Origin of the sequence: Bradyrhizobium sp. AZCC 2289, assembly GCF_036924615.1 — a bacterium.
Lineage (GTDB): Bacteria > Pseudomonadota > Alphaproteobacteria > Rhizobiales > Xanthobacteraceae > Bradyrhizobium.
In genome coordinates, this window is sequence record NZ_JAZHRY010000001.1 from 5,586,541 (window position 1) to 5,599,355 (window position 12,815).

Consider the following 12,815-nt stretch of genomic DNA (forward strand, 5'->3'; position numbering starts at 1 on the left):
CAGTCGGCACGGCCCGTCGAATCGGATGAGGGAACCTCGAACCGTCACGCCATTCTAAATAGGTACTCAAGGTGAAACAATCACCCGAATAGCCCTTGTCGGTCCTATAGAATACCGCGAATGGGTTTCACTTGACAGTTCTTTTTTAGAACTATAGTTACGAGCCTATAGGTCCGACGTACGGCTGCTGGTCATTCCATCAGCCCCTTGAAACAACAACATGCGCTCCAGAGGAGAAGCCGGTGGTCAGTCCCCTGAAAGTGGAATTTCAGTTCGATTTCGGCAGCCCCAACGCCTACCTGGCGGAGATGGCGCTTCCGGCGATCGAATGGCGCACTGGCGTGAAGTTCGAATATGTTCCGGTTCTGCTCGGCGGAATCTACAAGGCGACCAACAATATGTCGCCGGCCGAGTCGCTTCGTGGAATAAAGAACAAGCCCGAGTATCAGGCGCTGGAAACCCAACGCTTTATTCGTCGCCACAACATCACAAAATTTCGTTCAAATCCGTTTTTCCCGGTTAACACGTTGATGCTGATGCGGGGCGCGGTCGCGGCCCAGTTCGAAGGTATGTTCGAGCCATATTTCCGCGCCGCCTACCATCATATGTGGGAGGAACCGAAGAAGATGGACGACCTCGAGGTCTTCCGTAGCGCGTTCATCTCCTCCGGCATCGATATTGAAAAGCTGATGGCGCGCGCGCAGCAGGACGACGTCAAAAAACGGCTGATTGATCTGACGACCGATGCGGTCAATCGCGGCGCATTTGGTTCGCCCACCTTCTTCGTCGGCAACGAAATGTTCTTCGGCAAGGACCAGCTCCGCGACGTCGAGGAATCGATTGTCGAGCAGACCAGCCAGGTCATTTTCAGGACGGCCTGACATCGCGACCCGCGGGCCGATATCCGCGTAATGATGTTTTCTCGCGGATTTGGGCCGACGTTTTCGGGATCGAGCGGCGGCGATATCACTCACCGGCGCAGCATCAACAAAACCGGAGAGTTCTTCTCCGCGCTCTTCAGCTCCGCAACGCTGAAGGCGGGCATGTCCTGACTAGCGGCTTTCAATTCGTCGACTAGCTCTTCGGACCTGGCGGCCTCACGTCGACAGACACAAACCGTGCAGCCGCTCTTGGCGCAACGTCGCGCAACGGCCGCAGCGATAGCATTGCCTGCGCTGACAAGCACCGCTCCGCCGCAACTGACGCACGATCCTTAAGTACCTATTTGATACCTATTAGATATTGCCGGTTATGGCCCGCCGCGAACCGCCTTAATGCAGAAAACGAAGCAGCGCGGTTAGGTCATGATTTCTGACCCAAATGCAAAATGTAATTGACGAGTTCTAAAAAAGAACGTACTTCGAATCCAGCGTCGCGCAAAAAAGTGGGGCGTTGTCGGGAGGTCAGCCGTGGCACTATCGGAAGCACTCGATCTCAGCGAAATCAGCGCCGGGCTTCCAGGGCGCATACATCGGGTCATTGACCGGCACGTTGCCGCATCTCCCCGCCACACAGCGCTGATCGAAGATGGCGCCTCCTGGAGCTATCGGGAACTGGATCGCACGGTCGCGGACATTGCTGCTGGTCTCAAATCACTCGGTGTCAGGGCGGGCGATCGTATGGTCGTCGTCAGCGAAAACTGCATCGCGCTTGCCGCCTTGCTGCTGGCGGCGAGCCGGATCGACGCGTGGGCGATCGTCGCCAATCCGAGATTGTCCCCGCGCGAACTTGACCAGATCCGCGATCACAGCGGCGCGCGGCGGATGTTTTTCACCCCGGAAATTTCGAAGGAAGCGGCGGCTCATGCGCAGCGCGGTCGCGCGGAGGTCCGGGAACTGGGGCCTTTAAAGGCGATCGGTGTCGGCCCATTGAACGAAGATACTGTCGCTGAACCGGTCGAGAAAGACCCGGCAAAACAGGTCGCGGCACTGATCTACACGTCAGGAACAACGGGTACGCCGAAGGGCGTGATGCTCACCCACGAAAACCTGCTCATCAGCGCCAAGACCACAGCGCGTTTTCGCCGAATGAGTGCTGGCGACAAGGTATATGTCGTGCTGCCGATCTCGCACATTGTCGGCATTTCATTGCTCATCATGACCCTGATGGTCGGCGGCACCGTCCGTCTGGTCAGCAAGTACGATCCGGCTGCGCTCGCCAAGGCGATCGCCGGGGAGGGAATCACCATTCTCAACGGTGTGCCTGCGACCTATCAGCGCCTGCTGGAATACAAGGCGGTGGCAGGTCTAAAGCAGCTGGATCGCGGATCGTTGCGGCTGATCGCGGTGGCCGGTGCTCCGCTCGATCTCGATTTGAAGTCGCGCGTCGAACACGAGTTCGGTTTGCCGCTGTCAAACGGTTACGGCATCACCGAATGCTCGCCCGGAATATCGGGCGTGCGTTTCGATGCGCCACGCGACGATCAGGCGGTTGGGACGCTGCTGCCGGGCGTCGAGGCCCGGATCAGGACGGTCGATGGCATACCGGTGGCAAGAGGCGAAATCGGCGAACTGCACGTCCGCGGGCCGAACGTGATGCGCGGCTACTACCGCGCGCCTGATCTGACCGCGAAGGCGATCGATAGCGAGGGCTGGTTCAATACCGGCGATCTCGCGCGCTTCGAGGGCGATTGCCTCTATATCGTCGGGCGCACCAAGGAAATGATCATCCGCTCGGGCTTCAACGTCTATCCGGCGGAGGTCGAAGCCGTCCTCAGTTCGCATGAAGCGGTGGTTCAGTGCGCCGTGGTCGGTCGCGCCGTCGAAGGCAACGAAGAGGTCGTTGCCTTCGTGCAGCTGATGCCGGGCTCACTTGTGAAGCCGGCTGATCTGATGGCTTACATCAATCCGCAACTCACTTCGTACAAGCGGCCGTCGGAGATCGTCGTGCTCGATGCCTTGCCGGCGACCTCGACCGGCAAGATCCTCAAGCACAAGCTCGCGGCATCATTGCGTGGCGCGTAGTCCAGATATCGGAAATCAGAGAGTTGACCTAACCGGGAGAATACCCTTGCAGAAGAGAAACGCAACCGTGGCCGTGATCGGTGCCGGGGACTACATCGGCGGCGAGATTGCAAAGAAATTCGCATCGCAGGGCTTCACGATCTTTGCCGGCCGTCGCGATGGGGCCAAGCTGGAACCACTCGTGAAGGATATCCGCGAAGCGGGTGGCGAAATCCACGCCCGCTCGCTGGATGCACGCAAGGAAGACGAGATCATCTCGTTCCTCGGCGATGCCGACAAGCACGCCCCACTTGAGGTGTGCATTTTCAACATCGGCGCCAACGTCAACTTCCCGATCGTCGAGACCACGGAGCGGGTGTTTCGAAAAGTCTGGGAAATGGCCTGCTATTCCGGCTTTCTCGCTGGCCGCGAAGCGGCGCGCCTGATGCTGCCCCGAGGCAAGGGCAATATCTTCTTCACCGGTGCGACCGCAAGCCTGCGCGGCGGCAGCGGCTATGCGGCCTTCGCCAGCGCGAAGTTTGGTTTGCGGGCCGTTGCCCAGGCGACGGCGCGCGAGTTGGGTCCGAAAAACATCCACGTCGCCCATCTCATCATCGACTCGGGCGTCGACACAGAATGGGTGCGCCAGCGGCGGATCGAGGCGCTGGGGCCGGGCGCCCTCGATAACCCGGATCTCCTGATGCCGCCGTCGTCGGTTGCGGAGTCCTATTGGCTGCTCTACCAGCAGCCGCGCAGCGCCTGGACGTTCGAGTTGGAAATACGCCCGTTCGGCGAGAAGTGGTAACGGGAGCTGCTCGTGGAGCTGAACCTTTCCAGCGAGGACGCCGCGTTTCGCGACGAGGTGCGGGCCTTCATCGCGGCGAACTATCCGCCGGAAATGCGCGTTGCCAATCCGGAGACCGACCTGACCAAGGAGCAGATGCTGCTTTGGCACCGGATCCTCCACAAAAAAGGATGGATCGCGCCGCTTTGGCCGAAGGAATATGGCGGGCCGGGCTGGTCGATCACGCAACGTTTTGTCTTCGAACAGGAGACTTCGCGCGCCGGAACCCTGCCGCCATTGGCGTTCAGCGTCACCATGGTCGGCCCGGTGATTTACACGTTCGGGAGCGACGCGCAGAAGCAGAAATTTCTGCCGCGGATTCTCTCTGGTGAAGACTGGTGGTGCCAGGGCTATTCGGAGCCGGGCTCCGGCTCCGACCTCGCCACTGTCCGCACCAAGGCGGTGCGGGATGGCGATCACTACATCGTCAACGGCCACAAGACCTGGACGACACTGGCACAGCACGCCGACTGGATTTTCTGTCTGGTCCGCACTGATCCGGCGGCCAAGCCGCAATCCGGCATTTCGTTCCTCCTGATCGACATGAAGTCGCCGGGCGTCACCGTGCGTCCGATCATCACCATCGACGGATCGCACGAGGTCAACGACGTGTTTCTCGAGGACGTGCGCGTTCCGGTCGAGAATCTGATCGGTGAGGAAAACAGGGGTTGGACCTACGCAAAATTCCTGCTCGGAAATGAGCGTACCAGCATGGCCGGCATCGGCCGTTCGACGCGTTACCTCAACAAGCTGAAACAGATCGTGAAGGCCGAGATTCGAGACGGCGATCCCGCGCATCTCGAATTTATCAGGGATATCGCCCGCGTCGAGCTCGACGTGCTGGCTCTGGAGGCGACCGAGCTGCGCGTCGTGGCGCAGATGGCGCGCGGCATCGATCCGGGACCGGCGGCGTCGCTGTTCAAGATCCGCGGCACCGAGATCTTCCAGAACATCACCGAGCTGACCCACCGCGCGATCGGCAATTATGGCCTGGCGATCCGTGAGCATCCGGTCAGCGCCAATCATTTCCTTCCGGGGCCGGACTACGGCCATACCGCGTCGAAAAAAATACCTGAACTCGCGCAAGCTCAGCATCTACGGCGGGTCGAACGAGATTCAGCGCAACATCATCGCAAAAGCGGTGCTCGGCCTCTAGGGATCGGCAAACAGGGGAATCGGATGGATATCCAGTTCACGGAAGAGCAGGAATTACTGCGATCCAGCGTCCAGCGCCTGTTGCGCGACCAGTATGATTTCGAGGCGCGCCGCAAGATCGTCGCGAGCGAAGAGGGTTTCGGCCGCAAACAATGGGAGGCGTTTGCCGCACTCGGCCTGTTCGCCGCGCTGTTCTCCGAGGACGTCGGCGGTCTCGGCGGCGGGCCGCTGTCGACCATGATCATCATGCAGGAGTTCGGGCGTCACCTCGTGGTCGAGCCGTTTGTCGAGACGGTGGTGCTCGCTGGCGGCCTGCTCGAGCACACGGGATCCGGGGAGCAGAAGCAGGGGTTTATCCCCGACATCATCGCCGGCATGAAGACTTGGGCGCTGGCCTGGACCGAGAAGGGCTCGCGCTTCGATCTCGCCAACGTCGCGACCGCGGCGCGGCGCGAGGGCAAGGACTACGTCCTAACCGGCGAAAAGACTGCGGTGATCGCCGCGCCCTGGGCGGACTATTTGATCGTCTCCGCCCGGACCTCCGGCCATCGCGACGATCGCAGCGGCGTCAGCCTGTTCGTGGTCGATCGCCGTGCCGCGAATCTCGACCTGCAGAGCTTCAAGACCATCGACGGCCGCCGTGCTGCCGAAATCAGCCTGCGCGACGTCAGGGGGCAGTTGCTCGGCAAGAAGGGCGAGGGCGTGGGCGCGCTGGAAGCCTGCCGTGACCGCGCCGTCGGCGCGCTCTGTGCGGAAGCGGTCGGTGCGATGGCCGAGCTGAACTCCGCGACGCTGGAATACTCAAAGACCAGAAAACAATTCGGCTCGACAATCGGCTCGTTCCAGGTGCTGCAGCACCGGTTGGTCGACATGTTCATCGCGCATCAGGAAGCGCTCTCGCTGATGCAGCACCTCAGCCTCAGCCTCGGTGCGAATGAGGCCGGCCTCTCCCGGCTCGCGTCCGGTGCCAAGTCGAAGATCGGCTATGCCGGCAGGTTCATCGCCGACCAGGCGGTGCAGCTCCACGGCGGCATGGGCATGACCGACGAATTGAACGTCGGCCATTACTTCAAACGGATTTCCTCCATCAACATCCAGTTCGGCGATCCCGCGTTTCATTTGCTGCGGTTTGCGCAGCTCGACGCGGCCGCTTAAGGCAGAGAGGCAAACATGACAACCGAAGCAGTGATCGTTTCCACCGCCCGCACCGGCGTCGGCAAGGCATATCGCGGCGCGCTCAACAACACCGACGGCCCGACCCTGGCCGGCCATGTGATGGCCGAAGCGGTGAAGCGCGCCGGGATTGCGCCCGGCGAAGTCGAGGACGTGGTGATGGGCTGCGCCATGCAGCAGGGCACCATGGTGATGAACGTCGCCCGCAAAGGCGCGATCCGCGCCGGCCTTCCGGTCACGGTCGCCGGCACCACCATCGACCGCCAGTGCGCGTCCGGACTGCAGGCGATCGCGGTCGCGGCGCGCTCGGTGATGCTCGACGGCGTCGAGATCGCGATCGGCGGCGGCATCGAGTCGATCAGCCTGGTGCAGAACGAGCACATGAACCGGTTTCACGCCGTCGACGACGAGCTGATGGCGATGAAGCCCGAGATCTACATGTCGATGCTGGAGACCGCCGAAGTCGTCGCCGAGCGCTACGGAATCGGCCGCAACCGGCAGGATGAGTACAGCCTCGAATGCCAGCGCCGGGTCGGCGCCGCGCTGCAGGGCGGCCGCTTCAACGATGAGATCGTTCCGATCACGACCAAAATGGCCGTCGTCAACAAGGACACCAGGGAAGTTACCTATCAGCAGGTGACGCTGGCAAAGGACGAGGGACCGCGCCCCGACACGACAGCCGATGGTCTTTCGAAGATCAAGCCGGTGTTCGAGGGCAAGACCATCAGCGCCGGCAATGCCAGCCAGCTTTCCGACGGCGCCTCGGCTTGCGTGATCATGAGCGACAAGATCGCCTCGCAGAAGGGCCTGAAGCCGCTTGGCATCTTCCGCGGCTTCGTCGCCGCCGGCGTCGAGCCGGACGAGATGGGCGTCGGCCCGGTCGCCGCGATCCCGCGGCTCCTGAAGCGGCACGGCCTGAAGATCGACGACATCGACCTCTGGGAGCTCAACGAGGCCTATGCGGTGCAGGTGATCTATTGCCGCGACAAGCTTGGCATCGATCCTGACAAGCTCAACGTCAATGGCGGCTCGATCGCGATCGGCCATCCCTATGGCATGACCGGCGCGCGGTTGACCGGCCACCTCCTGATCGAGGGCCGGCGACGCAAGGCGAAATACGGCGTGGTGACCATGTGCATTGGTGGCGGCATGGGCGCGGCGGGTTTGTTTGAAATCGTCCACTGATCGGAAAACGGAGAGCTCACACGTGAAGACAGCAATCACTGAACTGTTCGGGATCCAGCATCCGATCATCCAGGGCGGCATGCATTATGTCGGCTTTGCCGAACTCGCGGCCGCAGTGTCGAATGCCGGCGGCCTTGGCATCATCACCGGCCTGACCCAGAAGACGCCGGAGCTGCTGGCCAAGGAAATCGCGCGCTGCCGCGACATGACCGACAAGCCGTTCGGCGTGAACCTGACCTTCCTGCCGAGCTTCACTGCGCCGCCCTATCCGGAATATATCGCCGCGATCAAGGAAGGTGGCGTCAAGGCGGTGGAAACCGCGGGCCGCAGCCCAGAGCAGTACATGCCGGCGTTGAAGGCCGCCGGCATCAAAGTGATCCACAAATGCACCTCGGTTCGGCATTCGCTGAAAGCCGAGAAGATCGGCTGCGACGCCGTCAGTGTCGACGGCTTCGAGTGCGGCGGCCATCCCGGCGAGGACGATATCCCGAACATGATCCTGCTGCCGCGCGCAGCAGATGAACTGAAGATTCCGTTCGTCGCCTCGGGCGGCATGGCGGATGCGCGCAGCCTGGTCGCGGCGCTGTCGATGGGCGCCGCCGGCATGAACATGGGCACACGCTTTATTGCAACCAAGGAAGCGCCGGTCCACCCCAACGTGAAAAAGGCGCTGGTCGAGGCCTCCGAGCTCGACACGGTGCTGGTGATGCGCGCGCTGCGCAATACCGAGCGCGTGCTCAAGAACACGGGCGTCGATCACCTCCTCGAGATCGAGCGCGAAAAGGGCGCGAGTCTCAAGATCCATGACATCCACGAGCAGGTCGCGGGCGTCTATCCCAAGGTGATGATCGACGGCGAGATGGATGCCGGCGCCTGGAGCTGCGGCATGGTGGTCGGGCTGATCCACGACATCCCGACGGTCAGGGAACTGATCGATCGCATCATGGCGGACGCTGAGCGGCTGATCCGCGAACGCCTGGTCGGCTTTCTCGACGGCGTTGAACAGTCGAAGGCAATGAAAGTCGCATGAAGTGAGCAGTGTGCTCGAGTTTTCGAAACTGACAGCCTGAGAAGCAAAGCGCACGGCTCGAACCGACGTAACGGGAGAGAGGCATGAGTATCAAATTCGGCATCGCAGCCGCGTGCGTGGCTGCATCGCTGCTTGCATCGCCCGCTCTGGCTGCCGATGAACCTGGCGTGACCAAGACGGAAATCAAGATCGGCGGGATATTCCCTTTCAGTGGTCCTGCGTCCTCGATCGGCCTGGTTGGCAAGGGCGTGTTGGCCTATGTGCAGTCGATCAACGATCGTGGCGGCATAAACGGCCGCAAGATAAATTACGTCGCGATGGACGATGCCTACAGTCCGCCGAAAGCGGTAGAGCACGCCCGCAAGCTGGTCGAAAGTGACGAGGTATCATTCATCTTCGGCCAACTCGGCACTCCCGGCAATTCGGCGACGGCGAAGTATCTCAAGGGCAAGGGCGTTCCCTCGATCGCGATCGTCAGTGGCTCCAGCAAATTCACCGACATAGGCGAATATCCGCTGACGACGACCGGTCTGGTCAGCTACCAGACTGAGGGAAGAATTTACGCCAAGTTCCTCGACAAGGCATTGCCCGGAGCAAAATACGCGATTCTCTTCCAGAACGACGACCTCGGTAAGGACTACGTCAGCGCCTTCAAATCGTTCTTGAAGGGAGAGTTCGAAAAGCGGGTTGTCACCGCAGCATATGAGGTGACCGAACCGACCATAGATTCCCAGGTCGTCAATCTCAAGAGCTCGGGCGCCGAGGCGCTGTTCATTGCCGGCACGCCGAAATTTGCCGCGCAGGCAATCCGCAAGGCGGCCGAGATCGGCTGGAAGGCCAAGATAATCATCAACTTTCCATCGGGGTCGATCGGCGGCACGTTGAAACCTGCCGGACTGGAGAATTCCGTCGGCGTCATCGTCGGTACCATCAACAAGGACCCGACCGATTCAAGGTGGAACGACGATGAAGGCGTGCAGGGTTACAAGGCGTTCTTTGGCAAGTACCTGCCGGGGGCGGACTTTGAGAACACCAGCTATCTCACCGGCTATATGCAGGGCATGATTCTCGAGCGGATACTCAAGCAGTGCGGGGATGATCTTTCGCGAAAAAATATCCTGAAACAGGCAAAGTCGCTGAGTCATGTGGTGCTTCCGACAGCGTTTCCAGGAATCGAGGTGAATACCGGCGAATCCAGCAACATGATCTGGAGCCAGATGCAGCTACAGCGGTGGAGTGGCAGCGGCTGGGAGCCGTTCGGCGGGATTTTGGACGCAAGTTCCGAATGACGCATCAAGGGGATGGCGCCATGGAATAAAGGACGAAACCGCTTCTCGCGAATGCCATGAATGGAGAACTAGCATGACAAAAGTCGGCTTTCATCAATATCCGCCGATGGATCAGGTGATTTTCGGCAAGCCAGCGGGCCAGGCTTTGCGCGAGGAGGCCGAACGGCGCGATGCCAAGCGCGTCTTCCTCATTGTCAGCAGAACGCTGAACACGCAGACCGATGAGATCGAAAAGATCCGCAAGGCGCTGGGTAGCAGATATGCCGGCACCTTCGACGGCGTCCCGCAACATACGACGCGAGCGTCGGCGGTGGAGGCAACCGCGCACGCCGCAGAAACGAAAGCGGATTTGATCGTCGCCGTGGGGGGCGGATCCGTCGTCGATGCGGCCAAGATCGTCTTGATGTGCCTTGAACACAATATCACCGATGAATCCGGCCTCGATGGATTCGAACTGGTCTCGACGCCCGATGGTCCGCGGCCAGGTCCATTTCGCGCTCCGAAGGTGAGGATGATCGCGATCCCCAGCACACTCTCGGGTGGAGAGTATAACTCTGGAACTCTCGTTACGGACTCGCGCAGGAAGTTGAAGCAAATATTCAGCCATCCATTGATGATGCCGCTGTCGATCATCCTGGATCCGGAAATTACGAGGCACACCCCGGCGACTTTGTGGCTCGGATCAGGCACGCGCGCGATGGACCACGGGATCGAAGCGGTTTGCTCTCCGAGGGGCAATCCGTTGGTGGAAAGTGTGTGCCTGCGAGGTTTGCGGTACCTGTACGACGGCCTATTGGCCACCAAAGAAAAGCCGGACGATTTGGAAGCGCGACAGTTTTGCCAGCTCGGCTCCTGGATGTCCGCCTTCGGACTACAATGCCGCGTTCCGATGGGGGCCAGTCACGCGATCGGACACGTGCTGGGCGGCACCTGCGATGTTCCGCATTATCTGTGTACGGCGGTGATGATGCCGAGCGTGCTGAAATACAATCAGCCCGTGACGGATGAGGCCCAAAGGAAAATTGCCGAAGCGTGGCGCGCGCCGGACGCCAAGGCCAGCGACGTTTTCTCCCAGTTCATCGGTCGATTGGGGTTACCCGGCCATCTTTCGGAGGTTGGTGTGACCAAGGAGAAGTTTGAACTGATCGGTCGCAATGCGATGCTTTCGATCTTCACCAGGGCGAACCCACGGGTCATCAAGGGTCCGGAGGATATCGTCGAGATTCTTCAACTTGCCGCATAGCGGCCGTTGCGATCCAAGGGGCCAGACACGCAAACCCCTGGGCAATCAACGAACAGCATAGATCGTCAGACAGGAGCACGCGCCGCATGACCCGTCACGAATCTCCATTTGTGCCTGCAGAAGGCCTCCGATTCGCGCCGCGAGAGGTCGGGATCGAGAAGCGCCCTGACGGAACGCTCGTGCTGCGGTCCCCGATCAGGTTCGAAAGCCCGCAATGGTCGATCCTGGATTTTATCCCGGAGTGGGCGGAGAAGGCGCCGCAGCGCGTATTTCTAGCCCAGCGCGGCCGCGACGGCGAGTGGCAAAGGATTTCCTATGCCGAACTCTGGCAAAGAGTGCAGTCGGTTGGGCAGGCCATGATCGATCTGGGCGCCAGGCGCGGTGACAGACTTGCCATTCTCTCCGGCAATTCGATCGAGCAGGCAATCGTCATGTTCGCGGCGATGACGGTCGGGGTCGTCGCAGCCCCGATATCTCCGAACTATTCGCTCATGCCGGGCGGCCTGGCTCGCTTGCAGGATATCGCAACGCTGCTTCGGCCCTCGTTCGTTTTCGTGCAGGATAGCGAGACCTATTCGGGCGCACGCAAGATTCCGGAGTTTGCGTCGGCGACATGGATTGCGGCGGATCAGAAGGCTGGATCCGTGTCGGTTCAATCGCTCTACCTGACGCGTCCCGGCGCGGAGTTCGAGCAGGCCTTTCGTTCGATCGACAAGGAAGCCGCCGCCAAAATCCTGTTCACCTCGGGTTCGACCGGGCTTCCCAAAGGTGTGATCAACACCCACAAGATGATGGCAAGTTCGCTGCAGATGGGAGCGTTGCTGGTATCGCCTCGTGAAGCGCCAGTGCAGGTCGAATGGCTTCCATGGCATCACACCATGGGAAGCAATGTCATCCTGCACGGCATTCTGAAGCATGGCGGCACGCTCTACATCGATGAGGGGCGCCCGGTCCCGCAATTGTTTCACAAGACGATTGCCAATTTGAAAGAAATATCGCCGACAGCAATGTTCAATGTGCCGGCGGGATACACGCTATTGTGCGAGGCGTTGGAGACCGACCAGGATCTGCGAACCAATTTTTTCCGGCAGCTCGACCGCATGAGTTACGCGGGCGCTGCGATATCACGGACCACGCTGGACAAGCTCTATCACCTGGCGAAGGCGTCGACGGCCAGGCCTATTCCGGTGATGTCAGGCTACGGTACCACCGAAACGTCGCCCACGATCGCCACCACGCACTGGGCGACCGACGCGCCGGGTGAGTTGGGACTTCCGGCTCCTGGGATAGAGTTAAAGCTCATCCCTGCCGGCGATACTTATGAGGCCCGCGTGCGCGGCCCCAATGTGACGCCAGGCTATCTTGGCCGCCCGGATTTGACGTCGGCGGCTTTTGACGATGAAGGTTTCTACCGGGTCGGCGACACCGTGTCGTTCATCGATCCTGCCGACCCGAGCCGTGGTCTGCGCTTCACCGGCCGGGTTTCCGAAAACTTCAAGCTCGCCAACGGGACATGGGTGGCTGTCGGCAATCTGCGAGCCGCGGCACTGGCGGCCACTCACGGTGTTTTGCAGGACGTCGTCATTGCCGGCGAAAATCGCCAATCGTGCGCAGTGCTGGGCTGGTTGAACCCGGTCATGGCCAGAAAGCACGCCACGAACGCCGACGGCAATCTCAATTGTGATCCGGGCGTGATCGCATTTCTCCAACAATGCCTCCGGCTCTACAATACCGGTGTCGGAAGCAGCGAGCGCATCTCCGCCTTCACGCTCCTTGAGGAGCCGCCCTCGCTGGCGGCTGGCGAGATCACGGACAAGGCGTACATCAATCAACGCGCCGTCCTGATCAATCGGGCGACGCAGATGGAACTGATCTATTCGTCCGAACCTTGCGGCCAAGTGATCGTCGTTTAGGAGATTGCGTGAGGCTTTTGCGGTCTATGAACGATCGGTGA

General features: G+C 60.6%; 10 protein-coding genes and 1 pseudogene. 10 read left to right on the plus strand and 1 reads right to left on the minus strand.

The annotated features are described in order from the left end of the window. Positions 1–242 precede the first annotated feature (242 nt). Complete coding sequence (locus V1289_RS26450) at positions 243–881, plus strand: 2-hydroxychromene-2-carboxylate isomerase (RefSeq protein WP_334400121.1); 639 nt, start codon at positions 243–245, stop codon at positions 879–881. Between the two features lie 89 nt (positions 882–970). On the opposite strand, the gene V1289_RS26455 is transcribed toward V1289_RS26450, so the two are convergent. Further along, a complete protein-coding gene (locus tag V1289_RS26455) occupies positions 971–1,186 on the minus strand; it encodes an SDR family NAD(P)-dependent oxidoreductase (RefSeq protein ID WP_334400123.1) in 216 nt (71 codons plus the stop codon). A 223-nt stretch (positions 1,187–1,409) separates the two neighbouring features. On the opposite strand from V1289_RS26455, the gene V1289_RS26460 reads away from it, so the two are divergent. The 9 genes and pseudogenes from V1289_RS26460 (at position 1,410) to V1289_RS26500 (ending at position 12,774) form a co-directional block, all read left to right on the plus strand. After that, on the plus strand, positions 1,410–2,963 hold the full coding sequence (locus V1289_RS26460) for a class I adenylate-forming enzyme family protein (protein ID WP_334400125.1): 1,554 nt from the start codon (positions 1,410–1,412) through the stop codon (positions 2,961–2,963). A 46-nt stretch (positions 2,964–3,009) separates the two neighbouring features. Beyond that, positions 3,010–3,747 carry an SDR family oxidoreductase gene (locus tag V1289_RS26465; RefSeq protein WP_334400126.1) on the plus strand — a complete coding sequence of 246 codons (738 nt, stop codon included), beginning with the start codon at positions 3,010–3,012 and terminating at the stop codon, positions 3,745–3,747. A gap of 12 nt (positions 3,748–3,759) precedes the next feature. Next, positions 3,760–4,942 (plus strand): annotated as a pseudogene (locus tag V1289_RS26470) (acyl-CoA dehydrogenase family protein). Positions 4,943–4,965: 23 nt separating this feature from the next. Next, positions 4,966–6,096, plus strand: a complete 1,131-nt coding sequence (locus tag V1289_RS26475; RefSeq protein WP_334400127.1) for an acyl-CoA dehydrogenase family protein — start codon at positions 4,966–4,968, stop codon at positions 6,094–6,096. Between the two features lie 15 nt (positions 6,097–6,111). Next, positions 6,112–7,299 carry an acetyl-CoA C-acyltransferase gene (locus tag V1289_RS26480; protein ID WP_334400128.1) on the plus strand — a complete coding sequence of 396 codons (1,188 nt, stop codon included), beginning with the start codon at positions 6,112–6,114 and terminating at the stop codon, positions 7,297–7,299. Positions 7,300–7,321: 22 nt separating this feature from the next. Then, on the plus strand, positions 7,322–8,329 hold the full coding sequence (locus tag V1289_RS26485; protein ID WP_334400129.1) for an NAD(P)H-dependent flavin oxidoreductase: 1,008 nt from the start codon (positions 7,322–7,324) through the stop codon (positions 8,327–8,329). An 83-nt stretch (positions 8,330–8,412) separates the two neighbouring features. Then, entirely contained in the window at positions 8,413–9,618 is a 1,206-nt protein-coding gene (locus V1289_RS26490) for an ABC transporter substrate-binding protein (RefSeq protein WP_334400131.1), read from the plus strand. A gap of 73 nt (positions 9,619–9,691) precedes the next feature. Further along, positions 9,692–10,861 (plus strand): iron-containing alcohol dehydrogenase, encoded by a 1,170-nt coding sequence (locus tag V1289_RS26495; RefSeq protein ID WP_334400133.1) that lies wholly within the window; start codon positions 9,692–9,694, stop codon positions 10,859–10,861. A gap of 86 nt (positions 10,862–10,947) precedes the next feature. Next, positions 10,948–12,774 carry an AMP-binding protein gene (locus V1289_RS26500; protein WP_334400135.1) on the plus strand — a complete coding sequence of 609 codons (1,827 nt, stop codon included), beginning with the start codon at positions 10,948–10,950 and terminating at the stop codon, positions 12,772–12,774. The last annotated feature ends 41 nt before the right edge of the window (positions 12,775–12,815 follow it).